The 26,437-nt window shown below is 69.5% G+C and carries 23 protein-coding genes; 8 read left to right on the top strand and 15 right to left on the bottom strand.

Going from position 1 to position 26,437, the window contains the following annotated elements; translation table 11 throughout:
• Window positions 1-2 precede the first annotated feature (2 nt).
• The 8 genes from EOD73_RS12780 to EOD73_RS12745 form a co-directional block, all read right to left on the bottom strand.
• Window positions 3-1,214, bottom strand: coding sequence for a GGDEF domain-containing protein (locus EOD73_RS12780; RefSeq protein ID WP_164846071.1), 1,212 nt, complete (start codon window positions 1,212-1,214; stop codon window positions 3-5).
• Between the two features lie 107 nt (window positions 1,215-1,321).
• Window positions 1,322-2,647: a hypothetical protein gene (locus EOD73_RS12775; protein ID WP_127683390.1), complete on the bottom strand. Its 1,326-nt coding sequence runs from the start codon at window positions 2,645-2,647 to the stop codon at window positions 1,322-1,324.
• On the bottom strand, window positions 2,647-3,078 hold the full coding sequence (locus tag EOD73_RS12770) for an ExbD/TolR family protein (RefSeq protein WP_164846070.1): 432 nt from the start codon (window positions 3,076-3,078) through the stop codon (window positions 2,647-2,649). The genes EOD73_RS12775 and EOD73_RS12770 overlap by 1 nt, the downstream gene beginning before the upstream one ends.
• Complete coding sequence (locus EOD73_RS12765) at window positions 3,068-3,790, bottom strand: MotA/TolQ/ExbB proton channel family protein (protein WP_127683388.1); 723 nt, start codon at window positions 3,788-3,790, stop codon at window positions 3,068-3,070. Before EOD73_RS12765 ends, EOD73_RS12770 begins: the two co-directional genes overlap by 11 nt.
• A 108-nt stretch (window positions 3,791-3,898) precedes the next feature.
• A complete protein-coding gene (locus EOD73_RS12760; protein WP_127683387.1) occupies window positions 3,899-6,190 on the bottom strand; it encodes an NADP-dependent malic enzyme in 2,292 nt (763 codons plus the stop codon).
• 49 nt (window positions 6,191-6,239) lie between these two features.
• The gene (gene infA, locus EOD73_RS12755; protein WP_127683386.1) at window positions 6,240-6,470 is read right to left on the bottom strand and encodes a translation initiation factor IF-1; all 231 of its coding nucleotides are present in this window, start codon (window positions 6,468-6,470) and stop codon (window positions 6,240-6,242) included.
• A gap of 72 nt (window positions 6,471-6,542) precedes the next feature.
• The gene (gene cspE, locus EOD73_RS12750; protein WP_127683385.1) at window positions 6,543-6,755 is read right to left on the bottom strand and encodes a transcription antiterminator/RNA stability regulator CspE; all 213 of its coding nucleotides are present in this window, start codon (window positions 6,753-6,755) and stop codon (window positions 6,543-6,545) included.
• Between the two features lie 282 nt (window positions 6,756-7,037).
• Window positions 7,038-7,595, bottom strand: coding sequence for a DUF2242 domain-containing protein (locus EOD73_RS12745; protein WP_127683384.1), 558 nt, complete (start codon window positions 7,593-7,595; stop codon window positions 7,038-7,040).
• Window positions 7,596-8,033: 438 nt separating this feature from the next.
• On the opposite strand from EOD73_RS12745, the gene EOD73_RS12740 reads away from it, so the two are divergent.
• From EOD73_RS12740 to EOD73_RS12715, 6 genes are all read left to right on the top strand, one after another.
• Entirely contained in the window at window positions 8,034-8,444 is a 411-nt protein-coding gene (locus tag EOD73_RS12740; RefSeq protein WP_127683383.1) for a PA2779 family protein, read from the top strand.
• On the top strand, window positions 8,441-9,421 hold the full coding sequence (locus EOD73_RS12735; protein WP_127683382.1) for a PA2778 family cysteine peptidase: 981 nt from the start codon (window positions 8,441-8,443) through the stop codon (window positions 9,419-9,421). Before EOD73_RS12740 ends, EOD73_RS12735 begins: the two co-directional genes overlap by 4 nt.
• Window positions 9,418-10,254, top strand: coding sequence for an SIR2 family NAD-dependent protein deacylase (locus tag EOD73_RS12730; protein ID WP_127683381.1), 837 nt, complete (start codon window positions 9,418-9,420; stop codon window positions 10,252-10,254). Before EOD73_RS12735 ends, EOD73_RS12730 begins: the two co-directional genes overlap by 4 nt.
• A 106-nt stretch (window positions 10,255-10,360) precedes the next feature.
• Window positions 10,361-12,514: a prolyl oligopeptidase family serine peptidase gene (locus tag EOD73_RS12725; protein ID WP_164846069.1), complete on the top strand. Its 2,154-nt coding sequence runs from the start codon at window positions 10,361-10,363 to the stop codon at window positions 12,512-12,514.
• Between the two features lie 66 nt (window positions 12,515-12,580).
• Complete coding sequence (locus tag EOD73_RS12720) at window positions 12,581-14,047, top strand: sodium:solute symporter (RefSeq protein ID WP_127683379.1); 1,467 nt, start codon at window positions 12,581-12,583, stop codon at window positions 14,045-14,047.
• 17 nt (window positions 14,048-14,064) lie between these two features.
• Window positions 14,065-15,000: an alpha/beta hydrolase family protein gene (locus EOD73_RS12715; protein ID WP_127683378.1), complete on the top strand. Its 936-nt coding sequence runs from the start codon at window positions 14,065-14,067 to the stop codon at window positions 14,998-15,000.
• A 28-nt stretch (window positions 15,001-15,028) separates the two neighbouring features.
• On the opposite strand, the gene EOD73_RS12710 is transcribed toward EOD73_RS12715, so the two are convergent.
• From EOD73_RS12710 to EOD73_RS12700, 3 genes are all read right to left on the bottom strand, one after another.
• A complete protein-coding gene (locus EOD73_RS12710; RefSeq protein WP_127683377.1) occupies window positions 15,029-15,619 on the bottom strand; it encodes a lipocalin family protein in 591 nt (196 codons plus the stop codon).
• Entirely contained in the window at window positions 15,612-16,466 is an 855-nt protein-coding gene (locus EOD73_RS12705; RefSeq protein WP_127683376.1) for a MipA/OmpV family protein, read from the bottom strand. Before EOD73_RS12705 ends, EOD73_RS12710 begins: the two co-directional genes overlap by 8 nt.
• Before the next feature lie 113 nt (window positions 16,467-16,579).
• Window positions 16,580-17,806, bottom strand: coding sequence for a CaiB/BaiF CoA transferase family protein (locus EOD73_RS12700; RefSeq protein ID WP_127683375.1), 1,227 nt, complete (start codon window positions 17,804-17,806; stop codon window positions 16,580-16,582).
• Between the two features lie 154 nt (window positions 17,807-17,960).
• On the opposite strand from EOD73_RS12700, the gene EOD73_RS12695 reads away from it, so the two are divergent.
• Window positions 17,961-19,091: an aminotransferase class V-fold PLP-dependent enzyme gene (locus tag EOD73_RS12695; RefSeq protein ID WP_127683374.1), complete on the top strand. Its 1,131-nt coding sequence runs from the start codon at window positions 17,961-17,963 to the stop codon at window positions 19,089-19,091.
• 197 nt (window positions 19,092-19,288) lie between these two features.
• Entirely contained in the window at window positions 19,289-19,900 is a 612-nt protein-coding gene (locus tag EOD73_RS12690) for a PEP-CTERM sorting domain-containing protein (protein ID WP_127683373.1), read from the top strand.
• Window positions 19,901-19,970: 70 nt separating this feature from the next.
• Here the strand turns inward: EOD73_RS12690 and EOD73_RS12685 are convergent, their stop codons facing one another.
• From EOD73_RS12685 to EOD73_RS12670, 4 genes are all read right to left on the bottom strand, one after another.
• Window positions 19,971-22,202: a helicase-related protein gene (locus tag EOD73_RS12685; protein ID WP_240660703.1), complete on the bottom strand. Its 2,232-nt coding sequence runs from the start codon at window positions 22,200-22,202 to the stop codon at window positions 19,971-19,973.
• Window positions 22,203-22,454: 252 nt separating this feature from the next.
• A complete protein-coding gene (locus EOD73_RS12680) occupies window positions 22,455-23,303 on the bottom strand; it encodes a protein NO VEIN domain-containing protein (RefSeq protein WP_127683371.1) in 849 nt (282 codons plus the stop codon).
• The gene (locus EOD73_RS12675) at window positions 23,300-25,084 is read right to left on the bottom strand and encodes a DEAD/DEAH box helicase (protein ID WP_205702466.1); all 1,785 of its coding nucleotides are present in this window, start codon (window positions 25,082-25,084) and stop codon (window positions 23,300-23,302) included. Before EOD73_RS12675 ends, EOD73_RS12680 begins: the two co-directional genes overlap by 4 nt.
• A 28-nt stretch (window positions 25,085-25,112) precedes the next feature.
• Window positions 25,113-26,435 carry a hypothetical protein gene (locus EOD73_RS12670; RefSeq protein ID WP_127683369.1) on the bottom strand — a complete coding sequence of 441 codons (1,323 nt, stop codon included), beginning with the start codon at window positions 26,433-26,435 and terminating at the stop codon, window positions 25,113-25,115.
• Between the last annotated feature and the right edge of the window lie 2 nt (window positions 26,436-26,437).

Raw genomic sequence — 26,437 nt, 5'->3', positions numbered from 1 at the left:
CCTCAGGCGGTCTGACCGGCCACCCAGGGCGAGACCTCGGCCTCGCCCAAGGGCACCGGCCGGGTGTTGGGCTCGCCCACCTGCACCTGGTTGCGCCCGCCGCGCTTGGCCTCGTACAGCGCCACGTCGGCCACCGCCACCAGCTTGCGCAGCTGCGTGCGCGGGTCCAGGGTGTTGGCCCGGGTGGCCATGAGGCCAACGGAAATCGTCACGCTCAATCGGGTGCCGTCGGGCAGCTTGAAGCCGCGGCTGGCGATGGCCACGCGCAGGCGCTCGGCCGCGTCCCAGGCCTGCTCGGGCGTCACGCCCACCAGCAGGGCCACGAACTCTTCGCCGCCCCAGCGGCCCAGCAGGTCGTCGGGGCGCAGGGTGTTCAGCGCGCGGCCCACCACGCGGCGCAGCACGCGGTCGCCGATGGGGTGGCCGTGCGTGTCGTTGATGCGCTTGAAGTGGTCGATGTCGAACACCAGCAGGGCCAGCGGCTCTTCGGTCGGTGCCGCGCGGCCGATCTTGCGCGTGGCCAGTTCTTCGAAGCCAGCGCGGTTGTGGATGCCCGTCAGCGAATCCGTGGCCGCGGCCTGCGCCAATTTGGCGGCGTGGCGCTGCGTCAGCAACAGCATTTGCCCGGCCAGCACCACCACCTGGCAGGCCAGCACGGCCAGGCTGGTCCACGCCGTCAGTTGTTCCGTCCACGGCCCCCAGGCCGTGCCCAGCAGCCACCAGGCCATGGCCACGCCCACGCCAGCACACCCCGTGGCGGTGATGCGCGCGGCGGCTTGCGCGTCGCGCATCGGGGCCTGCCACAGCCAGCCGGCGGTGAAGGCCGTGGCGGCCAGGCCGGCCAGGGCGGTCACGCGCGAACTGGTCAGGGGGTCCACGCCCCAGGTGGCGCCCAGGCCGGCGCCCGCCAGGCCCAGGGTGCCGAGCACCAACCCGGGCAAGGGCACCCGCCCCAACTCGGCGTAAGCGCGAAAGCCCCCCATCACCAGGCCCAGGCCGCCGCACAGCAAGCCGGTGCCCAAGACCGAGCCCCAGGGAGCGGGGATGCGCATGAACAGGCCCAGGCTCAAGGCCATGGCGCAGTAGCCGGCGGCCCACCAATGGCTTTCGCGGCGCGCGCCCGCGAGCGGACCGGCGAGCAGCACCATGGCCGCGGTGACGAGGGTGACCACAGCCAAGGCGATCAACAACGTCGGGTGGTGCAAGTCAACCATGGGCGGCGGCATTGTGGGGGGGGCTGGGGTGAACCAGTAGCGGGTTGCCCCCAGGGAAAGTCGCGGCTCCTCCGAATGGGGGAGGGCCGCCCCGGCCGAGCGCCGAATCAGGGCCGCAGGGTGACCGAAAAGAACATCAGGTCGATGCCGTTCACCAGCTTGAACAGCAGCCGGTTCGGGCCGGGGCGAAGGCGCACGCGCACGCTGCCTTCGGCCAGGCCGGCGTGGCGCAGCGCCGGGCCCAGCGTGTAGAAGGGGCGGTGGTACCAGGGCTTGTCGCCTGGGCCGCTGTCCCACACCAGCTGATCGTTCAGCCACAGGCGGCTGTCGTCGTCGGCGCCGATGTCCAGCCAGACCTCGCGGTCGTCGGGGCTGTGCACTTCGGTGGTGGCGTAGTAGGTCGCGTTCTCGCGGCGCGGCTGTGGCACCAAGGGGTAGGCGGGCTCTTGCACGAAGCGCCAGCGCAAGGCCCGGCCGCCGGCGCCGGCGTACACCGCGTCCAGGTTCACGCCCAGCTCGGGCGGCTCGACGCGCAACTGCCCCGCGCGGCCGGCGGGGCTGTCGAAGGGCCCCAGGACGTACCAGGCGTCGAGCAGCACGCGATCGGCCAGCGCGCCGCCCGCGCCCAGGCGCCGGCCGCGCGCCAGGTGGTGCACGGCGCCGGTGGCCGCCGCGGCCACCGGCGCGGCGGGGTCGTGGGCGCGCACCGTGGCCGGTTGTCGGCCGCGTTCCAGCGCGCTGCCGGCCACCCCTGGTGCGCCCGCGTTGGTGCCACTGCCCGAGCCCCCGGCGAGCCGCCCGTCGCCTTCGCTGCCCCCGCTCGCTCCATCGCTCGACCCACCCCGGGCCCCCGCACCCCTTGTCGTTCCCCCAGGCCCGCCCAACTGCACGGTGGTGCCGTGTGCTGCCCGCGCGTCGCGCGCGGCTTGCCGTGCCAACGCGGCTTGGGTCTGGCGTTCGGCCTGGGCCAGTGCGTCGGCCGGTGGGGTGGGGCCGGACGCCGCGGCGGCTTGGGCGTCTTGCGCCCGCACCTCGGCCAGGGCCTGCTCGCGCGGCCGTTGGCGCAGGCGGGCCAGCTCTTCGGCGCGGGCCACTTGGTCGGCCGCATGCACCGCCCGGGCGGCGGCCTGGGCCCGCTCGGCCAGCGCCGGCGGGTCGTCGGGCAGGGGGGCGTCGGCCGCGGGCCCTTCGCCGGTCATCGCCCGCTGGGCGGCTTCGAGCGCGCGCACCCGGCGCTGCGCTTGCATCGCCTGGGCCTGCTGCAGCGATGCGGCGATCAAGGCCTCGTCGCGCGCCGCCTGCTGCCGCGTGAGTTGGTAAGGGCCCGCCGCCCACAGCAGCGCCAAGCCCAGGCCGTGCAGCGCGAGCGCCGCCGCCAGGTAGGGGTGGCGGCGCAGCCAGTCGCTCGCCGCCGGGGTGGCCTGCCAGGCCATCACTTCGCCCGGGTGCGCACCGACACCTGCGTCAGCCCCTCGAAGGCGCACAGGTCCAGCACGTGCACCACCTGCTGCAGGGGCACGCTGCGGTCGCCCTCGAGGCGCACCGGCGGCACCGGCCGGCGTTGTGCCGCCGCGCGCAGGCCGTCGTGCAAGGCCTGCACGCTCACTGCCGCGCCGTCCAGGTACAGCTGGCCGCGCGCGTCCAACCCGATCACCAAGGCCGCGGGGCCGGCTGGGTCCAGGTCGCGCAGCGCGGCCTCGGCCTGCGGCAGGTTGATGGGCAGCTCCTTGGCCAGGCGCTGCCCCTCTTGCTGCTTGAAGCTGGTGGCCACCATGAAGAACATCAGCAGAAAGAAGATGCAGTCGATCAGCGCGATCAGGCCGATCTCGGGCTCGTCGCCGGCGTCTTGCCAATCAATGCGCATCTCGCACCTCCGGGGCCGGGAAGGCGGCATCGAGCACGCGCTGCAGCTCGCCCTCCAGCGCCAGGCCGACGGTGGCCAGTCGGTGCTTGAAGAGGTGGTGCAGCGCCAGCGCCGGCAGCGCCACGGTCAGCCCCGCGGCGGTGTTCACCAGGGCCTTGCTGATGCCGCCGGCCAGCAGCGTGGGATCGCCCAGCGCGCCGGTGAAGGCGATGACGTGGAAGGCCTCGATCATCCCCACCACCGTGCCCAGCAGGCCGACGATGGGCGCCACCGTGGCCACCACGGCCAGCGGGTAGGCCCGTTGCTGGTGGGCCCGCAGCGCCCGCGAGGCCAGGTCGCCGCCGCGCCGCTCCAAGGCCGCGGCGCCGGCGTGCCGGTGCTGCCACCAGCTGGCCAGCACCTCGGCCAAGAGGCTGGGCGAGCGCGCCAGCGCCTGCTGCACGGCGTCGCCATCGCCCTGCCGCCACGCGGGCAGCACGGCGTCCACCAAGCCGGCGGGCACCAGGCGCGCGCGGCGCAGGTGCAGGGCGCGTTCCAGCGCCACGGCCAAGGCCAGCACCGACAGCGCGCCGATGGCCCAGATGCTCAGGCCCGCGTTCTGCAGTTGCTCGAAGACGTTGAGGCTTTGCGCGGACGCCGCGGAGACGGCGAACTGGTTGGCGAAGAGGCCGGCGAAGAACAAGGCCCAAGGGCGGGCAGGGCGAAGGGGCATGGGCGGCGTCGGAACGAGGGCGCGGCCCCACTGGCCGCGCGGCCAGTGTGCGTTCCTCTGCCGCGTTCGCGCCACTGGGGTGTCCGCTAGCGAACGCCCCAGGGGGAATCAACCCGCCGAGGCCAGGGCCGTCATGTTGATGACGCGCCGCACCGTGCTCGACGGCGTGAGGATGTGCACCGGCTGCGCTGCGCCCAGCAGCACGGGGCCCACGGTCACGCCGTGGCCGCCCGTCACCTTGAGCACGTTGAACAAGATGTTCGCCGCGTCCAGGTTCGGCAGCAGCAGCAGGTTGGCCTCGCCCTGCAGCGTGCTGTCGGGCAGGAAGTTGCGGCGCACCTCGGGGTCCAGCGCCGCGTCGCCGTGCATTTCGCCATCGCAGTTCACGCCGGGTCGCTGCGCCTTGAACAGGCTGGCGGCCTCGCGCATGCGCCGCGCGCTCGGGCGCTTGCTGCTGCCGAACATGCTGTGCGAGACGAAGGCCACGCGGGGCGTCAGGCCGAAGCGGCCCATCTGGTCGCAGGCCAAGCCGGCGATCTCCGCCAGCAGCGCGCTGCTCGGCTCTTCGTTGACGAAGGTGTCAGCGATGAAGAGCGTGCGTTCGTCCAGCAGCAGGGCGTTGACGGTGGCGAAATTGCTCACCCCCGGCGCCAGGCCGATCACGTCGCGCACGTGCTCCAGGTGCTGCTCGAAGCGGCCCACCAGGCCGCAAAGCATCGAGTCGGCGTCGCCGCGGCGCACCAGCATGGCGGCGATCAGGGTGTTCGAGCGGCGCAGCGCGGCCTTGGCCATGCTCGGGGTCACGCCCTCGCGGCCCATCAAGCGCTGGTAGCCCTCCCAGCACTCGCGGTAGCGCGGGTCGTCTTCGGGGTCCACCACCTCCACGTCCACGCCCACCTTGAGGCGCAGCTTGGCGCGTTCGATGCGCGCCGCGATCACGGCCGGCCGCCCCACCAAGATGGGCCGCGCCAGGCCTTCGTCCACCACCACCTGGGCGGCGCGCAGCACGCGCTCGTCCTCGCCCTCGGCGTAGACCACGCGGGCGCGGCGCGCCTTGGCGGCGGTGAACACCGGGCGCATCACCAGGCCGGTTTGGTACACAAAGCGCTGCAGGCTTTGGCGGTAGGCCTCCATGTCGGCGATGGGCCGCGTGGCCACGCCACTGGCCACGGCGGCCTCGGCCACCGCGGGGGCGATGCGCAAGATCAAGCGCGCGTCAAACGGCTTGGGGATCAGGTACTGCGGCCCGAAGCTCAGCTCCTGGCCGGCGTAGGCCGCGGCCACCTCGTCGCTCACCTCGGCCTTGGCCAGCGCGGCGATCTCGCGCACGCAGGCCAGCTTCATTTCTTCGGTGATGCGCGTGGCGCCGCAGTCCAGCGCGCCGCGGAAGATGTAGGGGAAGCACAGGACGTTGTTGACCTGGTTCGGGTAGTCGCTGCGGCCCGTGGCCACGATGGCGTCGGGCCGCACGGCCAGCGCCGCCTCGGGGCGGATTTCGGGCTCGGGGTTGGCCAGCGCCAGGATCAGCGGCTGCGGCGCCATGCGCGCCACCATCTCGGGCTTGAGCACGCCGGCCGCGCTGCAGCCCAAGAACACGTCGGCCCCGTCGATGGCCTCGCCCAGGGTGCGGTGCGCCGTGGTTTGCGCGTAGCGGCGCTTGCTCTCGTCCAGCTTGCCGCTCTTGGCGTCCTCGCGCTCGCTGTGGATCACGCCCTTGCTGTCGACGACGAAGACGTTCTCCACCTTCAGTCCCAGGCCCAGCATCAGGTCCAGGCAGGCGATGGCCGCCGCGCCGGCGCCGGAGCACACCAGCTTGATGTCACCGATGCGTTTGCCGGTGATCTCCAGCCCGTTGAGCAGCGCCGCGCCGCTGATGATGGCCGTGCCGTGCTGGTCGTCGTGGAAGACGGGGATGGACAGGCGCTCCTTGAGCTTGCGCTCCACGTAGAAGCACTCGGGCGCCTTGATGTCTTCGAGGTTGATGCCCCCCAGCGTGGGCTCGAGCGCCGCGATGTGCTCGACCAGCTTGTCGGGGTCCTTCTCGTTCAGCTCGATGTCGAACACATCGATGCCGGCGAACTTCTTGAACAGGCAGCCCTTGCCCTCCATCACCGGCTTGGCGGCCAGCGGGCCGATGTCGCCCAGGCCCAGCACCGCCGTGCCGTTGGTGACCACGCCCACCAAGTTGCCGCGGGCCGTGTACTCGGCGGCGGCGTTCGGGTCGGCCTCGATGGCGAGGCAGGGAAAGGCCACGCCCGGCGAGTAGGCCAGCGACAAGTCGCGCTGGTTCGCCAGGGGCTTGGTGGGGGTGACGGCGATCTTGCCGCGCGTCGGGCTGCGGTGGTAGTCGAACGCGGCGTCGCGCAGGGCGTGGTCGTCGCGGGGCAGTTCGTCGCTCATGGGGGGCTCGGTGAAAACAGAGCCCGGGACCATAGCGCCGCGGAGCTGCTTAGGTGCGGCGTTCCAGATGCCGGAACGTAATGCGACCCTTGCCCAAATCGTATGGGCTCATCTCCAGCGCGACGTTGTCGCCCGCCAAGATGCGGATGTGGTGCTTGCGCATCTTGCCGCTGGTGTAAGCGATCAGCTGGTGACCGTTTTCCAGGGTGACGCGGTAGCGCGAGTCGGGCAGCACTTCGTCCACCTTGCCGCGCATTTCGATCAGTTCTTCTTTGGCCATGAAGTTCTCCTGAATGCAAAAAAGCCGGGCAGGCACCGCAAGGCGCCCTCCCGGCCCGATGGGGGGTTCTGCTTACAGCGGAACGATGTTGGCGGCTTGCGGGCCCTTTTGGCCGGGAACCACCTCGAACGAAACGCGCTGGTTTTCTTGCAGGACCTTGAAGCCCTTGGTCTGGATGGCGCTGAAGTGGGCGAACAAGTCCTTGCCGCCGTCATCGGGGGTGATGAAGCCGAAGCCCTTGGTTTCGTTGAACCACTTCACGGTGCCGGTTTGCTGGGTGCTCATGGGAAATCCTTTCGAGAGAGCGATGAATTCACGTGCCGGGACCTTCCCTGCACGGTGCTGAACGCTCCAAAAGATCAACCCAAAAACAAAGGCCGGCGGACGTCACGAGGACATCGGCACAACCCAAGACCCCTGAACCGAAGGTCTAGAGCAGCGTAGCGACCGACATTGTCGTCCCTGACGCGCGCTTCGGCGCCCCCAAGTGGGCGTCAACCCGGCTTTTCTCCCCTTGCGGCCGTGAGAAATGGCGCTTTCGCGCCACAAGTTCGGCGGCTCGGTGCCTCAGCCGCCCTCGGCCTGGACCTTCAGCATGCGCTGCACCAGGGCGAAGAAGCGGTCGTAGAACACCCCGGCGGGCACGGTTTCGCTGGCCACCTTGACCAGGGAATCCTCGGTCGAGCCCACCGGCACCGAGATCGAGCCCACCGCGCTCACGCCGATGCTGGCCGCGTTGGGGTTCTTCTTCAGCACGTACTTGTCTTGTTGGGCGCTGACGAACAGGGTGCTCAGTCGCTCGCCCTCGGTGGCGCAGACGATGTTGAAGGTCAGCTCCACGTGCACCTCGCCCTCGGGCTGGAAGCGCTTGCTGCCCACGACCTGGCGCTCGTCGGCGCGCGACACGATGTAGCCCTGGCTCAGCAGGGCCCGGCGCGCGGCCTCGCAGCTCTGCGCCACGGGCGTGTCGAACAGGCGCGAAAAGGTCTCGTCGGCGGTGAACGCCTCGCGCTGGTACACCGGCGATTTCAGGTCGGTCTTGGGGCGCGGCGACGTGCACCCCCCCAGCAGGGCCAGGCCGCAGGCGATCGGCAAGAGGGAGCGGCGAAGGAGGGTGGGGCGCATCGGGGGCGATTGTGGCCAAGTCGGGCGGATGCCCCGTAGCGCCGCCGCCTTCGGGGCGGTTGACCGGGCGGCCGCAGGGCACGGCGAGCGTACGGGAAAACCCGTATGTGTGAACTATGCACGGTGCCATCCCTGAGGCAGGGGAGACCGGCTCTAAACGTTTGCTCACAAACTTCGGGGCATGAGGAGCAGTAACCCCCCCAGCAAGTTTTCCCAGGAGGCCGCGGAGCCCCGCGCCGTCCCGCACGCCCGTGCCAGCGGCCCCGAAATGCGTGCCACGCTCGACGGCCTCGAAGTCCTGCCCAGCCACTTCGACCATTGGCTGAACGCCGGCGGCGAGCGCCGCCGCAAGCCGCGCAACGCCCCCTCACAAAGCGCCAAGCGCTGAGGCCCGCGCCGCTCCTACCATCCGGGCTTCAAGTTCAATTGGAGCCCCCCATGTCCCGACTCGTCCGCGCCCGCCGCGCCATCGCCTCCAGCCTCGTGCTGGGCCTGTGCTTGAGCGCCACCGTGCAGCCCGTGATGGCCCAGGCCATCAGCACCGAGCAAGCGGCCACCGTGCTGATGGCCGTGCCCCAAGCGAGCGAAGCCCGCGCCCGCCTGAACGCCGCGCTGGACCGTGCCGACCTCGCCAAGGCCCTGGCCGACCGCGGCGTCTCCATCGACCAGGTGCGCGCCCGCGTCAACACCCTGACCGACGCCGAAGCCACCGAACTGCTGCGCCAGATCGACAGCGCGCCGGCCGGCGCCGACGTCATCGGCACCCTGTTCACCGTGTTCGTCATCCTTTTGGTGACCGACATCCTCGGCCTGACGAAGGTCTTCCCCTTCACCCGCTCGGTGCGTTGACCCGACGCCGGACCCTGCTGCGCGCCGGGGCCGGGTCCCTGGCGCTGGCGGGGCTGGGCGGCTGCGCCGTGCTGGCGCCGCCGCTCGACACCGCGGCCCTGCGCCAGGCCGGCAGCGCCCCGGGCCTGCCCCTGCGGGCCGAGCTGGACGCGGTGCCCTTCGTGCCGCAAACCCCCTTGCACTGCGGCCCGGCCGCCCTGGCCACGGCCCTGGGCCATGCTGGCCTGCCGGCCGACGTGGCGGCGCTGGGCGAGGGCGTGTTCCTGCCCGCCCGCGGTGGCAGCCTGGCGGTGGAGATGCTGGGCGCCGCCCGCCGCGCCGGTGCCGTGGCCACGCGCCTGCCCGGCCGGCTGCCGGACCTGCTGACCAGCGTGGCGGCGGGGCAGCCGGTGGTGATGCTGCTCAACCTGGGCCTGGACTGGCTGCCCCAGTGGCACTACGCCGTCCTCGTCGGCTACGACCGCCCGCAAGAGCTGGCCTGGCTGCGCAGTGGCACCCAGCGCCGGGCCGAGTTCTCCTTTGCCACGCTCGAGCGCACCTGGGCGCGCGGCGGGCGTTGGGCCCTGACCCTGCTGCCGCCCGAGCAGCTCAGCGCCACCGCCACCGAGGCCGACGCGCTGCAAGCCGCCCTCGGCTTCGAGCGCGCCGCGCCCCCCGCGCGCGCCGCCGTCGCCTACGCCAGCTTCTTGGCCCGCTGGCCCGGGCGCCTCGTGGCGCAACTGGGCCTGGGCAACGCCCGCCTGGCCGGGGGCGATGCCGCGGGCGCTGCGCAGGCCTTCGCCGCCGCCGCCCAACAGCACGACAGCGCCATCGCCTGGATCAACCTCGCCCACGCCCAACTCGCCCTGGGCAAACGCGCCGCGGCGCGCGACGCCGCCCAGCAGGCCCTGCGCCGCACGGCCGAGGCCGAGCCGGTCTGGCGATCTCAGGCGCAGGCCGTCTTCGATCGCGCCCAAGGCGCGAAGAACCCGCCATGAACGACCTCCTCGTCGCTGCCGAGCTCATCGCCCAGGCCGACGGCCTGATCGTGGCCGCCGGCGCTGGCATGGGCGTGGACAGCGGCCTGCCCGACTTCCGTGGCAACGAGGGCTTTTGGCGCGCCTACCCGCCGCTGGCCGAGGCCGGCCTGGCCTTCACCGAGGTGGCCAGCCCCCGCACCTTCGTGCGCGACCCCGAGCTCGCCTGGGGCTTCTACGGCCACCGCTTGGCGCTGTACCGCCGCACCGTGCCGCACGCCGGCTTCGAGCTGCTGCGCCGCTGGGGCGAGGCCCTGCCGCAGGGCGTGGCCGTGTTCACCAGCAACGTCGACGGCCAGTTCCAGCGGGCCGGCTTTCCCTGGCAGACCCTGCACGAGTGCCACGGCTCCATCCACTGGCTGCAGTGCCTGGACGCTTGCGGCGAGCCCCCCATGCGGGCCGACCACCTGGAGCCCGACGTCGACGAACGCACCTGCCGCTGGCGCGGTCCCTTGCCCCGCTGCCCGCAGTGCGGCGGCCTGCAGCGCCCGGCCATCCTGATGTTCGGCGACTGGGGCTGGGACTCGACCCGCTACGACGCCCAGTCCCAGCGCCTGCAAGCCTGGCTGCTGCGCGTCGAGCGGCCTGTGGTGGTGGAGCTCGGCGCCGGCACCCACATCCCCTCGGTGCGCCACTTCAGCGAGACCGTGGCCTTGCAGCACGGCGGCCAGGTCGTGCGCATCAACCCGCGCGAGTCGGTCCTGCCCGAGGCCTTCGGCGTGGGGCTGGCGATGGGCGCCCTGGCCGGCCTGCAGGCCATCCAAGCCGCGCTCGAACCGCACGCGGGCCGCTGAGCGGTCGAGCCCACCCCCCCCCTTTTCTGGGGCCGTGATGGCCCCGATGCCGAGCGGGCGACCGCACCCCAAGATGGCGACCGCCCCCATCCCGTTCGGAGCCCCCATGCGTCGCCATCTGTTGTCTGCCCTCCTGCTGAGTCTGCCCGCTTGGGCCGTCGCGCAAAGCCCCCAACGCGCGCCCGCGCCCCTCGTCAGCCCGCGCGTGCTGGCGCCGGCCGAGCCGCTGCAAGAGCAACGCCACGGCATCGCCATCGACGACCGCTACCGCTGGATGGAGCGCAGCGACCGGGCCGCAGACCTGCAAGCCTGGCTCCAAGCCGCCACCGCCGAGGGCATGGCCCAACTGGCCGCACGGCCCGAGCGCGCTGCTTGGGTCGAACGCCTGCAGCAGGCCTTGCAGCCCGGCGTGCGCTACGCCGGCCTCGTGGAGGTGGGTGGGCGGCAGTTCGTGCGCCGCAGCCTGGTGGGCGAGCCCACGCCCAAGCTCGTCGTGCGCGAACGCCAGGGCCAGGCCTGGACCGAGCGCGTGCTCTTCGACCCCGCGGCCGAAGAGGGCGGCGCGCTCAACAACTTCAGCGTCGCCCCCGACGGCCGCACCGTCGCCCTGCTGGCCAGCAGCAAGGGCAGCGAGGTGGGCGACGTGCGCTTTCTCGACGTGGCCACCGGCCGCGAAGTGGGCCAGCGCTTCGGCCCGGTGTTCGGCGACTTCCGCGCCAACTGGCTCGACGCCCAGCACGCCGTCATCTCCCGCCTGGGCGACCCCGCCAAGGGCAACCCGCTGGAAACCATGGTGGCCCACGTCACCCGCTTGGGGGCCGATCCGAAGCCGGTGTTCGGCTTCGGCCTGCCGGGCACCGCGGCCACGCAGCCGCCCGAGTTCCCCATCGTGATGGCCGAGCCCGACAGCCGCTGGACCTTCGCCGTGGGCGCCAACGCCCGCGCCGACCGCCGCATGCTCGTGGCCCTCACCGCCGACGTCATCGCCGGCCGCCCGCAATGGCAGCCCGTGGCCGATTACGAGCAGCGTGTCACCGGCGCTGCCTTGCAGGGCGACCGCCTGTACCTGCTCAGCACCCTGAAGCAATCCGGCGGCGAGGTCTTCGTCGCCACGCTGCGCGGCAAGGGGCAGCTGGGCCCCAAACAGCGCGTGGCCGTGGGCGACCGCACCCCCATCGTCGACATCGCGACCAGCCGCGACGGCCTCTACCTCGTGGGCACGCGCGACGGCGCGGCCCACCTGCGCTTCATGCCCGGCGGCCGCGGCCCCGTGCGCGAGGTGGCCCTGCCTTTCGAGGCCGCGCTGGAGTCCCTGTCCCCCAGCGACGGCCAGCGCAGCCTCGTCGCCAGCCTGTCGGGCTGGACGCAAGCGCGCGGCTTCTACCGCCTGCAGGGCGATCGCCTGAGCCCCATCGGCGTCGCGTCCGAGGTCTGGGCCGAGGCCGCCCAGCTCCAGGTCAGCCGCCACCTCGCGCGCAGCGCCGACGGCACCGAGGTGCCCATGGTCGTCATCCGCCACCGCACGGCCCAAGGCGCGCAGCCCGCCCTGCTGGAGGCCTACGGCGCCTACGGCATCCCCACGGTGGAGCCCATCTACAACCCCAGCTTGCTGGCCTGGGCCTCGCGCCACACCTTGGCCTACTGCGGCGTGCGCGGCGGCAACGAACGCGGCCGCGCCTGGCACGAGGGCGGCCGCGAGGCCAACAAACCCAAGGCCCATGCCGACTTCATCGCCTGCGGCCAAACCCTGGTGAAGCTGGGACTCACCACGCCGGTCCAACTGGCCGCCATGGGCACCAGCGCCGGCGGCCTGTTGGCCCCGGTGGCCGCCCTGCAGCGGCCCGACTTGTTCCGTGCCGCCGTGCCGCGCGTGGCCGTGCTCAACCCCACCCGCCTGGAGGCCATGGCCAACGGTCCCAACCAGTACGCCGAGATGGGCGACCCCCGCACCGAGGCCGGCTTCCGGGCGCTGGCCAGCCAGGACGCTCTGCTGATCCTGCAGGCCCAGCTGCGCGCCAAGCCGGCCTACTTGCCGCCCGCGCTCCTGGTCACCCTGGGCCTGAACGACCAGCGCGTCTCGCCCTGGATGCCCGCCAAGTTCGCCGCCACCGCCCAGGCCCTGGTGGGCGCGCGCAGCCCGGTGCTGGTGCGGGCCGACGGCGCCCAAGGCCATGGCGTGGGCTCGGCCGTGGGCGGCGTGGTGCAAGAGTGGGCCGACACCTTCACCTTCTTGAACACCGTGCTCGGCACCGAACCTTGACGGCCAGGGCCTGAGCCGGGTTTTCGGGCAGCGCCGCGCCGTGCGCGCGGTGCTGCAATGCTGGGCATGACCGCGCCCCTGCTGCTCGCCCTCGTGCTGGGCTACTTCGCCCTGCTGTTCGGCGTGGCGCGCTGGGCCGCGCGGCGTGGGGGCGCGGCCACCAACGACAGCTTCTTCATCGGCAACCGCCAAAGCCACTGGGGCCTGGTCGCCTTCGGGATGATCGGCACCTCGCTGTCGGGTGTCACCTTCGTCAGCGTGCCCGGCAGCGTGGGCAGCACCGCCTTCGGCTACTTCCAGATCGCGCTCGGCCAGTTCGTGGGCTACGCGCTCATCGCCTTCGTGCTGCTGCCGCTGTACTACCGGCTGCGCGTCACCAGCATCTACCAGGTGCTGGGCGAACGCCTGGGCCCCGAGGCCCACCGCACCGGCGCCGTGTTCTTCTTGGTCAGCCGCCTGCTGGGCGCCACGGCGCGCCTGTACCTGGTGGCCCGCGTGCTGCACGACGGCGTGCTGCTGCCCCTGGCCCCCGGCGTGCCCTTCGCGCTCACCGCCGCCGTGCTGGTGGGCGTGGTGCTGCTCTACACGCTAGAGGGCGGCGTCAAGGCCATCGTCTGGACCGACACCCTGCAAACCACCGGCATGCTCGTGGGCCTGTTGGCCTGCGGCGCCTGGGTGCTGCACGCGCTGGGCGCCAGCCCCGCCGAGGCCTGGGCCCGGCTGGACGAGGCCGGCCTGCGCACCGTCTTCGTCACCGACCCCGACAGCCGCCACTTCTGGGCCAAGCAGCTGCTGGCCGGCGCCGCCATCGCCGTGGCCATGACGGGCCTGGACCAAGAAATGATGCAGAAGAACATCTCCGTGCCCCGCCTGGCGGACGCGCAGAAGAACCTCCTCGTCATGAGCACGCTCATGCTCGGCGTCGTCTTCCTGTTCCTGCTGCTGGGCGGGCTGCTGCAGCTGTTCGCGTTGCAGGCCGGCGTGGCCGCGCGGGGCGACGCGCTGTTTCCCACGGTGGTGCTGCAGCACCTGCCCGCGCTGGCCCAGGCCGTCTTCGTGCTGGCCCTGGTCTCGGCCCTGCTGCCGAGTGCCGACGGCGCGCTCACCGCGCTCACCGCCAGCACCTGCCTGGACCTGTTGCGCTTGCCCCAGCGGGCCGACCTGAACGAAGCCCAGCGCACCCGCCTGCGCCGCGCCGTGCACCTGTGCTTTGCCGCCGCCTTCCTGGCCCTGGTGATGGCCTTCCGCGCCGTGGACAACCCACACATGATCGGCCTCATCCTCAAGCTGGCCGGCTACACCTACGGGCCGCTGCTGGGCCTGTTCTTGGCCAGCCTGCTGCGCTGGCCGCCCACCCGCCCGGGCTGGACCCTGCCCGTGGCCCTGGCCGCGCCCGCGCTGTGCTTCGCCATCGACGCGAACCAGGCTGCGCTCTTCGGCAGCTACCAAATCGGCCTGGAGCTGCTGCTGCTCAACGCCGGCTTCACGCTGCTGGGCCTGCGCCTGGCGCGGACCCCATCTCGCTCTGCTTGAACCCCATCCTGAACCCCATGCGCCAACTTGCCACCGCCCTCCTGTTGCTCGCCAGCGCGCTGCTGCCGGCCCAGGCCCAGTTCATCGGCTTCCGCCAGGTGCTGGACCGCCCAGAGCGCCCGCAGCCCCAGGCCCGCGTGGCCTACGGCGCCTTGCCGCCGCAGCAGGCCGAGCTGTGGCTGCCCCCCGCCAGCGCCGGGCCCGGCCCCCACCCCGTGGTGCTGATGGTGCACGGCGGCTGCTGGCGCGCCGACCTGCCCGGCCCCGAGCTGCTGGCCTGGCAGGCCGAGGCCCTGCGCCAGCGCGGCGTGGCGGTTTACAGCGTCACCTACCGGCGCTTGGGCGCCGCAGGTGCGCCGGAGGGCGAAGCGAACGGCGGCTACCCCGCCACCTTCCAAGACCTGGCCCAGGCCGCCGACCACCTGCGCACCCTGGCCGCCCAGCACCCGCTGGACCTGCAGCGCGTCACCGCCACCGGCCACAGCGCCGGCGGCCACCTCGCCCTGTGGCTGGCCGCCCGCAAGAACCTGCCCGCCAGCAGCCCGCTGCACCGCGCCCAGCCCCTGCCCATCCACGCCGTGGTGCCCGTGGCCGGCGTGGGCGATCTGGCCTGGGGCGCGCCCTTCGTGGGCGGCGCCTGCGGCGCCGACACCATCCCCCGCCTCGTCAACGCCGCCCAGCGCGGCACCGCCGCCTGGGCCGACACCTCTCCCGCTGCGCTGCTGCCCCTGGGCGTGCCGGTGTGGATGGTCTCGGGCCTGTACGACCCCATCGTCGCCCCCGCCCACGCCCGCCGCTACCAGCGCTTGGCGGTCGACAAGGCCGACACCCCCGTGCGCCTGCTGACGCTCGACGAGGCCGGTCACTTCGAGCTCATCGCCCCCTGGACGGACGCCGGCCGCGCCGTGGTCCAGCGCCTCGCCGAGATCGCCAAAGCCCCTGCGTCGCCCTGAGCGGTGCGCTCGGCCCGGCCGGCCCCGCTCACTCCCGCGGCGGCGCCTCGCGCTTCAAGCGCTGCAGGTCAAAGCCCATGCGCTGCAACTCGGCCGTCACCGCGGCCCACTGGGTGTCGTCCAACTGCGGCGTGCGCGACAGCACCCACAGGTACTGCTTGCTGGGTTCGCTCACCACGGCCCAGCCGCTTTGCGGCGCCCCAGGGCTCAGGTGCACCACGTCGTACTTGCCCCAGCCCACGCCCAGCCAGCGCAGCGCTTTGGGCAAGAAGCTCACCTCCAGCGAGGCCGGCGCCAGCACGCGCCCGCCGTCTTGGCGCACGGTGCCATCGCGCGGCCGCGCCACGCCCACCGTCTCGTCCCAGCCGTCTTGGGTGCGGCAGCGGTTGGCCACTTCCACCCGGCCGTCGTCCAGCAGCCGGTACGTGGCCGTGGTGCTGTCCAGGCACTGGGCCTGGAACCGGTTGGGGTACAGCGCCACTTGGTGCCAGCGGCCCATGTAGGCGTTCACGTCCAGCGTGGGCAGCGGCGCCGCCGCTTGGGCGCTGGCCGTGCTCAGGCTCCAGGCCACCAGAATGGCCAGGGGCAGGGCGCGGCGCAGGGGGTGGGCTTCAGTCATTCGCGCGGGTCTCCGATCGCATCCAGGTGTAGGTCAGCCCCAGGCCGACGGTGCTGCCCGTGGTCTTGCGCACCAAGGGGCTGTTCTCGTTGGCGGCGCCGGCCACGCTGTCCAAGCGGGCAAAGCCAAACACGCGCCAGTCGCGCCCCAAAGCGCGCGTGGCCGACACCGACCAGCGCCAGGCCACCAGGCCGCTTTGCGCGGTGTAGGCGGGGCGTCCCGCCATGGCGTCCTGGGCGCTCACGCCGTAAAAGTGATCGGCCAAACGGCGGTCGGCCACGATGGCGCTCAGCCCCGTGCTGTACCGCCAGCCCCCGGCGGCTTGCCGCTGGAACGAGAGTTCCGGCTCAAAGGCCATGCCGCGGTGGCGGGCGCGGTCGTTCAGGTCGAACACGCCGCGCACCGGCAGGTCCAGGCGCCAGCTGCCGGCGGTGCCGCCCCCTTCGCCGAGTCGGACCTTGAGGCGAGGCCCCAGCTCCACCAGGGTGCCCAGTTCGCGCATGCCCTGTCGGGCCTTGATCTCGTCATCGCCCCCGCCAAAGGCACCTGCCACGCCCACGTCCAGTTCGTAGCGCTCGGTCTTGATGGCGCGCAGGCCCGCCGTCTCACGGTCGGCGCGCAGCACCTTGCCGCGGTAGACAAAGTAGGGCAGCACCAACGCGCGGTTCAGGTGCTCGTCCGACCCCGGGTAGGCCTGCTGCGACACGCCAAACACCGCGCCGCCCAGCTCCCACAGCGGCTGGCCGCCGCGCGCGGGCTCCGCGGCCAGGGCGGGCCCAGCGGCGGCCAACGCCACCAGCGCCACGGCCGCCAACAAGCCCCGGCCGGCGCGATCGAATGAAGTCATGACTTGGCCTTTATGAACTCAGTGGTCTCATTTTGAACTGAATAGTTCATTTTGAGAAGTCGGGTTGCAAGGCCCCGGGTGGCCGGGGGCCTTGCCCGCCGGTCTTTGGGCGCTCAGGCCACGATGCCTCGCTCGCGCAGCGCCGCCACCTGCGAGGGGCTCAGGCCCAGCTCGGCCAGCACGGCGTCGGTGTCTTCGCCCAGGCGCGGCGCTGGCGTGCGCAGGGCGCCCGGCGTGCCCAGCAGCTTGGGCACGATGCCTGGCACCGTGAGCGTGCGGCCCTCGTGCGTGGTTTGCGTCAACAGCATGTCCCGCGCCTGGTAGTGCGGGTCGGCGGCAATGTCCGCCGCCGTGTACACCTTGCCCACGGGCACATCGGCGGCGGTCAGCGTCGCCAGCACCTCGTCCACGCCGCGGGTCAGCGTCCAGGCCTCGATGGCCGCGTCGATCTCCGCCACCCGCGCCACCCGCCCGGCGTTCTGCGCCAGCGCCGGGTCCGTGCCCAGGTCGTCGCGGTCGATGGCGTGCATCAGCCGCTTGAAGATGGAGTCGCCATTGCCCGCCACCAGCACCACCCCGTCCGCGCAGCGGTAGGCATTGCTCGGCGCAATGCCCGGCAGCGCCGAGCCCCCCGGTTGGCGCACCACGCCCGCGGCGCTGTACTCGGGCAGCAGGCTTTCCATGCAGTTGAAGACCGCCTCGTGCAGCGCCACATCGATCACTTGCCCCGGTCCACCGTTCGCCTTGCGGTGGTACAGCGCGGTGAGCACCCCGATCACGCCGTGCAGCGCCGCCAGCGTGTCGCCGATCGACACCCCGCATCGCACGGGCACCCGGTCGGGCTCGCCCGTCAGGTGGCGCAGGCCGCCCATGGCCTCGCCAATCATCCCGAAGCCCGGCCGGTCGCGGTAAGGCCCGCTTTGCCCGTAGCCCGAAATGCGCAGCATCACCAAGCCCGGGTTCAGTGTGGACAGGGCCTCGTAGCCCAGGCCCCAGCCCTCCAGCGCGCCGGGTCGAAAGTTCTCCACCAGCACATCGGCCTCGGCAATCAAGCGGCGCGCCAGGTCTTGCCCCTCGGGCGTGCGCAGGTCCAGCGCCAGCGAGCGCTTGTTGCGCGACTGCACCTGCCACCACACCGAGGTGCCGTCCTGCATCAAGCGCCACGTGCGCAGGGGGTCGCCGCCCTGGGGCGGTTCGATCTTGATCACCTCGGCCCCAAAGTCGCCCAAAGTCTTGCCCACAAAAGGCCCGGCGATGAGCTGGCCCATCTCGACCACCCGCAAGCCCGCAAGCGGCAAGCTGGATGAGGGCAAAGGGGGGCGCGGGGTGGGATGCTGCATGGCGGGCATTGTGGAAATGCGGCCCTGCGGCCAGCGTCTGTCAGCCATGGCGCGTGCCTTCTTCTTGCGTGAAGCGCCGTGCAGCGGGCCAATGCGGCCCGGCTCGGTTTCCTACACTCAGCCGCCCCAGCCATGCCCTCGAAGGCGGAACCCCATGCCCGGCTTGCACCCCCACATCGACCCCGATGGTTTGCTCGAGTACTCCGTCGTCTACACCGACCGCTCGCTGAACCACCTCTCCAAGCGCTTCGCCACGGTCATGCAAGAGCTGTCCGCGGGCCTGAAGGAGGTCTACAACGCCGCCGCGGCCGTGGTGGTGCCCGGCGGGGGCAGCTATGGCATGGAGGCCGTGGCCCGCCAGTTCGCCGGCGGCAAGGACGTGCTCATCGTGCGCAACGGCTGGTTCAGCTACCGCTGGACGCAGATCTTCGAGATGGCGGGCGTGGCCTCCTCGTCCACCGTGTTGAAGGCACGCCGTGCGCAGCCCGGCGCCACCGAACCCTTCGCGCCGGCGCCGCTCGACGAAATCGTCAGCACCATCCGCGAGACGAAGCCCGCCGTGGTCTTCGCTCCGCACGTCGAAACCTCCGCCGGCCTGATGCTGCCGGACGATCACCTCAAGGCCATTGCCGACGCCGTGCACGCGCACGACGGCCTCTTCGTGTTGGACTGCGTGGCCTCCGGCGCCATGTGGGTGGACATGGCCCAAACCGGCGTGGACGTGCTCATCAGCGCACCGCAAAAGGGATGGAGCAGCACGCCCTGCGCCGGCCTGGTGATGCTCTCGCCGCGTGCCGTGGCGCGCTTGGCCGAGACCACCAGCAGCAGCTTTGCGCTGGACCTCAAGAAGTGGGCCGCCATCATGGCCGCGCACGAGCAGGGCCAGATGGCCTACCACGCCACCTATCCCACCGACGGCCTTGCGCAGTTGCGCGACGCGGTGCACGAGACCCGCGCCTTCGGCTTCGCCGCCGCCAAGGCCGCCCAAGAAGAACTGGGCCGCCGCGTGCGCGGCCTGCTGGAGTCGCGCGGCATTCCCAGCGTGGCCGCGCCCGGCTTCCAGGCGCCCTGCGTGGTGGTGAGCTACACCCCGCACGCCGAATGGCAAAACACCAAAGCCTGGGCCGACCAAGGCCTGCAGATCGCCGCCGGTGTGCCCCTGGCCTGCGACGAAGGCACCGACTTCCGCAGCTTCCGCATCGGCCTGTTCGGGCTGGACAAGCTGCAGCACATCGACCGCACCGTGGCCGCCTTCGAGCGCGCGCTGGACGCGTTGCTCCCCTGAACGCCGTACCTGCTCCCGGTGGCGCACCGCCCACGCTCCTGTTGGCTGGTTTTACAGCGGGCAGAGTGGGCGGCGGCTCTTGGAGCAGGCTCGCCCAGCAAGTCATTGACTGATCCGACCGATTGACTTCCGGCACGGACCTTGCGATCGCCACCGTGCCGACGCGGCGAAGCGTTCAATCACCTGGAGGATTGGTCATGACGAAAAAGTTGATCCGGTTCCTGTTCGCCGCCCTGGTGGTGGCCCCTGCGATGTCCAGTGCGGGCGTCGTGCAAGTCAGCGGCCCAGCTGGAATGTCCCAGGGGACCTACACCACCGAGGACTTTGAGGACGGCGCCTTTGCGCCCGGCGCCGCCTACAGCGCGTCTTCCGGCATCCGTCGACTTGGCGGTTCTGGCATTCAGCACGCTGGAAATTTCGGTCTCACGACCAATTCGTTTCCCGACCCAATCACCATCAGCTTTGCCGCGCCAACATCGTCCGTCGGGCTCTGGTTTGGCAATGACGACCTGTGCTGCTCGCGTGGGTTCACGGCCTTCATGGATGTGTTTGACGCCAATGGGTGGCTCGCCACCCTCTCGGTGGTCGCAAACATGAACGACGTCAACGACCAGTTCCTGGGCTTCATCAGCGATGAGCTGGTGACCAGCGTGACCGTGCGCTACGGCTCTGGTTCAGACGTGGGTCTGTTCCACGGCATCGACGACGTGATGTTCAATGCCGCCCAAGTGCCGGAGCCGGGCTCCCTGGCCCTTGGCGGTTTGGCCTTGCTCGGTTTCGCGGCTTCGAGAAAGTCTCGGAAGAAGTAAGTTCAGCGCCCCAAGACAGGCCCGCCTTTCCGGCGGGCCTTTTGGTTTTTGCGCGGGCGCTGCAGACGCGTCAACGCCCGCGCCGCTGCCACAGCGGCCGGCGCCCCTTGAGCTGGCGCTCGATGCCGTCGTTCAATCGGCTGCGCAGGTCCAGCACCGCGTCCACGTGGCCGTAGCAGCCCGGGAAGCGCAAGTCCAGCCACAGCCACAGGGTGCACAAGCGCAGCGCCTGCTCCATGCGGTCCAGGCGCGCGTGCTCGTCCACGTCGTCCACAAAGTGCGGCGCGCCGGCCTGGCCGGTCAGCGCGTGCGCGGTGGCCCAGGTTTCGTACTGCTCCATCAGCTGCGGCAGCCGCGTGTCCACCGGCGCCTGCGCGTAGCGGAAGCGGTCCTGCAAGCTCAAGGCGCTCGCGCGCCGGTCCAGCAGCTCGGCCAGGCCCAGCATCTGCTCCAGCTCGGCCACCGCAAAGTGCGCGTCGTCCAGGCGCAGCTGCTGCATGAAGATGCTCAGCACGGCATAGAGCTTCTTCACGCCCATGCGCTCGGCAATGGTGCGGACATGCGTCCAGTTCGGCGCCACCGGCGCTTTGAAGTCGCGCGGCGCGCGCGGCTCTTTGGGCAAGAGCTCGCGCAGCTTCTTGAGCGAGCTGGCCTCGCTTTCCTTCAGCACGCTGACAAAGCCCTCGTCGTGCAGGCCGTAGCGGCCGGCGCGGCCGGCAATCTGGTGCACCTCGCTCACGCTCAGGGTGCGGTCGCCCACCCCGTCGAACTTCTCCAAGGTGGAGAACAGCACGCGGCGAATCGGCAGGTTCAGCCCCATGCCAATGGCGTCCGTGGCCACCAGCACCTGGCTGGCGCCCACGGCAAAGCGCTCGGCCTCGCGGCGGCGCACCTCGGGCGGCAGGGCGCCGTAGATCACACTGACGCGGTGCCCCGCCTCGGCAATTTGGTCGCGCAGCATCAGCACGTCGCGGCGGCTGAAGGCCACCACCGCGTCGCCCGCCTGCAGGTGTGCCATGGGCACCGGCACGCCCAACAACTGCACCTGCTGCTTGCGCTCGAACACGCGCCGCTCGGGCCGTTCGCCGCACAGCGCCAGCAGGCGCTCCAGGGCCGGCGCGGCGTAGGCGCTGGCAATGATGATCAGTTCGCGTGCCGGCACGCCGCAAATGGCTTGCGTCCAGGCCCAGCCGCGCGAGGGGTCGAAGAGCATCTGCGCCTCGTCGATCACCGCCACGTCCACCGGCTCGCGGGTGTCGGCCATCTCGATGGTGCTGCTCACCACCCGCGCGTTCTCGGCCGGCACGCTCTCTTCGCCGGTCAGCAGCGAGCACGCCACGCCGCGCCCCACCAAGCGGTCGCGCCCTTCCAGCGCCAGCAGGCGCAGCGGGGCGAGGTAGGCCCCGGAGCGCGCTTGCGCCAGTTGCTCGAACGCCGCGTAGGTCTTGCCGCTGTTCGGCGGCCCCAGGTACAGCGTGACGCGCCGGCTCAGCTGGCGCGCCGCCTCGAAGCTGTCCGGGTAGCCCCGGAAGGCCAGCTCCCGGCCCAGGCTGGCCAGCCGGTCCTGCTCGCCCACCGCCTGCTCCCAGCGGTCCTGCGCGCGGGTCAGCGCGGCTTTCAGGTCCTCGAAGGGCATGGCCACGCTGCACTCGGCCTGCAGGCGCACTAGCAGCGCGGCCAACTGGGTCCCTTTGCCCATCGCCTCGCTGCGCGCCACCAAGTGGTTCAGGTGCAGGGTCAGCTCCGCCCCGTGCGAGTAAGGCGGCCTCTGCCCCAGCGCCCGCCGCAGCGCCGCCAAGTCCCCGTCCCGAAAGAAGGCCCACACCGGCTCTTCAGGCACCGGCACGCGGTGCGCCAGCTCAATGCGCCAACCCTCATGCGCCAACTGCAGCGGCTGCTGGCACAGGCGGGTGAACAGCAGGCCCTCGCGCTGCAAGCCCATCGACTCCAGTTGCTGCCAGCGCGCTTGCAGTCGGGGCCGAAGGTCGTTCGCCATCGGCGTGGCCTGCAACTGCGCCAGCGCCACGGCCACGTGCTGCGGCAGGATCCAACGGCTCGGCCGCCCGCCCGCGGCGGCCTTGGCAATTTGGATGGCCCCCAAGCGTTCCAGCGCTTCGTCGCTGCCCTCGTCCAAATCGTCGGGTTGCAGCACCTGCGGCAGCACGTGCGCCGCCTGGCGCAAGCGCTGCCAGTCCTCGGGCGTCAGGCCGGCCGGCAGGCGGGCCGCGTGGGTGGATTGGGGCAGCGGGAACAGCGGGGCGGGTGGGTAGGGAGGCTTGAGTGAGGGGGAGGGGGGATTCACCGGTGCGAGTGGAACAGAGTCACGGCATAGAGGCTTTGAGGCCGCCCGTCGCCCAAGGCCCAAGCTCGGTGGCATCCCGAAAACGTGGCGAGGCGCTCAATGCCGGAGCTCGATCAAGACCATCGGCGCCACTGCGACCTCTCGGGTGTCACTCGTCCTGATCCCTGAAAATAGCCTCAGGCCCTCGGGGCGCCTTCTGAAGCGCCTGAGCCTTGGTCAAATCATCGGCAGTTGACGTCAGTGCCTTTGGATTCAGGCGAACGAATGCTTAAAGGCCGAGAACGGAATCTTTGCGCAGTCCCACTGCCCCGCGCCTTGGTCCTGTGGCATGTGTTCAAGCATCGCTTCGCTGCTAACGATGGCGAGCTTTGGCTTTGAAGAGCCCCCCAGATCCCAAAAGTAAAAAGCATGGCGCTCTGACTCGATGGCCATTTCCCACTCGTTGCGAGTGAGCATGGCAAATCCAGAGGTGCCTTGTGTCGAAGTCTTCACTTCGATGGTCAGCTGGTGGAGATCGGTTGGTCCGACAACCGAAAGCACGTCATAGCCATCAGCGTTGTTGTCGATGGCGACCCACGTTGGATGTCTTCCAGTTCTTTGGGTTTCGTAATCGATGGTCAGTCGCTCGCCCAGCCGGCCGATCTGGGAGAGCCTATCGTCCCGTTGACCACGAGCACGAGCAGCAAGTGCATCCCAGAACGCAACAACCGGTTCACTGGTTCCATCCGCTAGGCCAGCCTCAGCAAACACCTGAGCAATCTGGCTTCCGGCAAAGCTGATGACACGACTACGGCCAAAGCTGGCGTTCTGCACCCAACTCGGGTGCTCAATGTCGATGTAGTCCAGCAGAGCTTGGCGCAGTTGAGTTTCGTACCCTGGAGTCGCAAACAACCGTGAACCCCAAGGGGTGTGCTCCGCATGCCCGAGTTCGCTTGCCTGCAACCAGTTGAGTGCTTGCGCGGTTTCCACGACTTTTTGAGCTGGCAAGCTACCAAGGTAGGCAAATGCGCCCTTGATCTCTGTGAAGGTGAGCTTTTGCCTTGCGGTGATGGCCAGAAGCTCGAAACAGCCCTGGGCAAGACCTGGCGAGAAGGCGATCACTCTTGCCCCCTGTTGAAGTCTTTAAGCAATGCTTCGATGTCATCAGAGGACAAGCCAGTGCTGTACTCCTCGTAGTCCTCGATGTCGTTGGGGTCCAGGGCAATGGGGTCGGGGCGCAGGGACGAGTCTTCCAATGCCTCCGCCATCGCACCGATTTTCAAACCCAGCCGCATGCGAACGGTCTCATCCACCGAATCCAGGCACTCCACGATCTCGATGGTGGTCTTCTGGTCGAGCGGCAGTCCAAAGCGATGGATGCGATCTTCCGATTGCAGGTAGTGGGCAGCGTTAAAGGTCCGATCCAGATACAGCGCGTGATGGCACACGCGGTGCAAGCTCACGCCCTCACTGGCAGCGGCTGGATTGGCCACCATGATCCGAACATTGGGATCGTCGTGAAAGAGCTTGATCTTGCCTTCGCGCGTTTCATCGTCGTCTTCGTCGCCGGCATCCACGCCACCGTGGATGTAGACAGCGCCGAGGTCTGCAAGCCGCTGTGCGATGTACTCGACATTACGAACGAACGACGACCAGATGAGCACTTTGTGCCCGTCGCGGGCAAGTTGCCGAGCTCTCTTCAAGACATATTTGAGCTTCGGGCCATCGCCTTCAGCTAGGACGCCAGCCAGCAGATCGGGGTGAGCAAAGGCGATCTCCGACGACAAGAGTGCTGGGTTGGAGACAAACTGCAAGAGTCGTGCAACGGAGCGGCCAAGGCTGCGAAACGCCTGTTTGCTGCGCGTGTTGAGCGCAGTGGCACCTTCACGGGACACCTCAAATTTCATGAGCTTGTAGAGCTCACTTTGCATCGGGGCCATTGGAAGCGGCACCATCACCCGATCCACAGGTGGCAAGCCCAACTCAGTCTTGTTGGTGCGTACGTACACGGGCTTGATGAGCTCAACCACCGTGTCCTTGTTGCTTGGAATTTCAGGATAGAGGAATGCAAACTGAGGGATCAAATCCTCAGCGTCCTGGGGCATGGGCGTTCCTGACATGATCAACTTGCCAACAGGCAAGTGAGCAAGGCCCAGAGCAGCTCGCGCTGTCTGCTTCCCGACACCGCTCTTGATGCGATGGCTTTCGTCCAGAAAGACGTGCGTCTTGTGTTGCGCAACATGGGCAGCAACCAGATCCGGAACGCGAGCGAGTTGCTGATACGTGATGAGCAGCCATCGCGGATCGTCGCCAAGCAGTTTGGCAATCTTTTCCTTGCCACCCCGCAGTCGAGTGAACTGCGTTTGCAGATGGGGCATGCAGTCTTTGATCTGCTCATCCCAAGCGGCGAAGGCGTTCTTCGGTGCGATCACCAGAAGACGTTCATCGGCGCTGGCTCGATAGAAGAAAGTTGCAAGTGCCTCGGTCGTTTTACCAGCGCCCGGAACCGAGAACGTAGCACCTGCCGGCAGCGCTGCAATGCGGCTGACGTTGCGAGCTTGCTTCTCGGTGAGATTGCGAGCAAAGCCAAGCTCTCGGAGCTTCGCGCGTAGTTGCTGCTCATCGACCGCCTGTGCTTGCATTGCAAGCTGATAGCCGTCCGTGGCGCGGCGTGACTGGCGGAGTAGATCGGCAGCTTCGGGGCTTATGCCCAGGGTGCTGCCAGGGAGCAGCTTGTATCCAGCGCACACCTCGCCAAAGCGATTGCGCAGGGCGATGAAGTTCCACCACGGCAGCGAGATCGTGAGGGCGGCTTCTTGTTTGGCGTCTTCGGTCGAATCAAGGATCAGGCGCTTGATGACATCAAACCATGGGGCCGACTCGTCGGGGGTGGCCCAACTCAACACAGCCCGTCGATCAATCGCTCGATAGTCAACGCTTAGCATGCTGCTCCACGTAGGCTCGAATCTTTTCGGACTGAGCTTGGATGGCTTCGAGCTGCTTGAGCACGCCATCGAGCTTTGACTCGGGGCGCAATCCCTCTTTCACCCCAGCGGCAAGAGCCGCTTGTGCCTTCGCACAGCAATCCAGAAGATAGTTCGCGCTCTTGGCGTCCTTTTGAAGCTGTCGCTGGCTGTCGATGACCTCCACAATGATCTTGCGAGCGGCATCGACGTTTTCGGGTTTTTGAATCTCCTGCGCCAGCGGTAAGTCCCTGGGGTCTTCGCCAGCGGCTGGCGGCACGCCGCCAAAGAGATCAGTCAGCGCATCATCAGCGGGCTTGGCAGGTTCAACCTTAAAGGTTTCCAGCAGCTTGGTGCGAACTTCGTCAATGCTGTCGAGCACCGCAGGAATCGCCTCATACAGACGACTCCCAGCCTCCTCTGGCTTGTCAATCAGAATGAACGCGGCCTCCTTGAAAACCTGCTGCTTTCCAACGCTGGAAATCTTTCCCCGTGCAGCCACGATCTTTTTGAAGGCGAACTCAGAGTCCGACACCATCGACCAGTGATTGGGCTTGGAGCGCGACTTCAAGAACTCTTCGGCATAGGCACGCATGTCAAAGAGCAACTGAACCTCGGCCTCTTTCATGTCGTAGAGCTCAGCCAACTCCTTGTTGGAAAAGTTGTCGCGCTTTTGCTTGGCCAGCATCATGTTGGCCTGGGCATCCCAGCTGTAATCCGCGCGAATGTCCTTGGTGATTTGAAGCCTGGCTTCGAGTCGATCGATCTCTTTCTCTTCGCAGTGGGGAAGCACTGCGATGTCGATGTGCTGAAAGTGCTTGTAGGTGCCGGGCTCCTTATGCAGGAGCTCGCGCCAGGTCGCCAGGCGGCGGTTGCCGTTGACGACAAAGCCGTTCTCATCGAGCAGGATCGGGTTGACCTGTCGATTGGTCGTGTCGTCAAAGTAGCCGGCAAGGCCCGCTTGTTTTGCCAGTTGCAGCAGCAAGTTGTGCTGTGCTTCCTGGGCATCCCAGAGTTCCGGATCTCCACTAAAAAGATCTGCCCTCGCCTTGGTGTTCTTAGCGAGGTACTCGGACTGCAAAGACGCGGTGCGACCGTTCACCAAGCGGTACTTGGGCAGATCAATTGGAACGCAAACGATTGGAATGTCGATGGTCTTGCCTTGGAACACGACACGATCCGTGGCACCGGGCGGGTTGGCCAGCAATTTGGCGAACTCTTCGGTGCGTTTGGGCTTGGGCCAGCCAAAGCGTGAGCTCGCTGCCATCTGGGAAATCTGGTTATTGATCATGC

The sequence above is a fragment of the Inhella crocodyli genome (assembly GCF_004004565.1).
Lineage (GTDB): Bacteria > Pseudomonadota > Gammaproteobacteria > Burkholderiales > Burkholderiaceae_C > Inhella > Inhella crocodyli.
The sequence above is the reverse complement of the archived record's forward strand: the minus strand, read 5'-3'. Positions and strand labels throughout refer to the sequence as shown.

Coding starts and splice junctions, on each gene's coding strand:
- EOD73_RS12740 (WP_127683383.1), top strand. CDS start 8,034: ATGTCCCGACTCGTCCGCGCCCGCCGCGCCATCGCCTCCAGCCTCGTG.
- EOD73_RS12690 (WP_127683373.1), top strand. CDS start 19,289: ATGACGAAAAAGTTGATCCGGTTCCTGTTCGCCGCCCTGGTGGTGGCC.
- EOD73_RS12745 (WP_127683384.1), bottom strand. CDS start 7,595: ATGCGCCCCACCCTCCTTCGCCGCTCCCTCTTGCCGATCGCCTGCGGC.
- EOD73_RS12700 (WP_127683375.1), bottom strand. CDS start 17,806: ATGCAGCATCCCACCCCGCGCCCCCCTTTGCCCTCATCCAGCTTGCCG.
- infA (WP_127683386.1), bottom strand. CDS start 6,470: ATGGCCAAAGAAGAACTGATCGAAATGCGCGGCAAGGTGGACGAAGTG.
- EOD73_RS12730 (WP_127683381.1), top strand. CDS start 9,418: ATGAACGACCTCCTCGTCGCTGCCGAGCTCATCGCCCAGGCCGACGGC.
- EOD73_RS12720 (WP_127683379.1), top strand. CDS start 12,581: ATGACCGCGCCCCTGCTGCTCGCCCTCGTGCTGGGCTACTTCGCCCTG.
- EOD73_RS12710 (WP_127683377.1), bottom strand. CDS start 15,619: ATGACTGAAGCCCACCCCCTGCGCCGCGCCCTGCCCCTGGCCATTCTG.
- EOD73_RS12780 (WP_164846071.1), bottom strand. CDS start 1,214: ATGGTTGACTTGCACCACCCGACGTTGTTGATCGCCTTGGCTGTGGTC.
- EOD73_RS12760 (WP_127683387.1), bottom strand. CDS start 6,190: ATGAGCGACGAACTGCCCCGCGACGACCACGCCCTGCGCGACGCCGCG.
- EOD73_RS12770 (WP_164846070.1), bottom strand. CDS start 3,078: ATGCGCATTGATTGGCAAGACGCCGGCGACGAGCCCGAGATCGGCCTG.
- EOD73_RS12725 (WP_164846069.1), top strand. CDS start 10,361: ATGCGTCGCCATCTGTTGTCTGCCCTCCTGCTGAGTCTGCCCGCTTGG.
- cspE (WP_127683385.1), bottom strand. CDS start 6,755: ATGAGCACCCAGCAAACCGGCACCGTGAAGTGGTTCAACGAAACCAAG.
- EOD73_RS12670 (WP_127683369.1), bottom strand. CDS start 26,435: ATGATCAATAACCAGATTTCCCAGATGGCAGCGAGCTCACGCTTTGGC.
- EOD73_RS12695 (WP_127683374.1), top strand. CDS start 17,961: ATGCCCGGCTTGCACCCCCACATCGACCCCGATGGTTTGCTCGAGTAC.
- EOD73_RS12715 (WP_127683378.1), top strand. CDS start 14,065: ATGCGCCAACTTGCCACCGCCCTCCTGTTGCTCGCCAGCGCGCTGCTG.
- EOD73_RS12775 (WP_127683390.1), bottom strand. CDS start 2,647: ATGGCCTGGCAGGCCACCCCGGCGGCGAGCGACTGGCTGCGCCGCCAC.
- EOD73_RS12765 (WP_127683388.1), bottom strand. CDS start 3,790: ATGCCCCTTCGCCCTGCCCGCCCTTGGGCCTTGTTCTTCGCCGGCCTC.
- EOD73_RS12705 (WP_127683376.1), bottom strand. CDS start 16,466: ATGACTTCATTCGATCGCGCCGGCCGGGGCTTGTTGGCGGCCGTGGCG.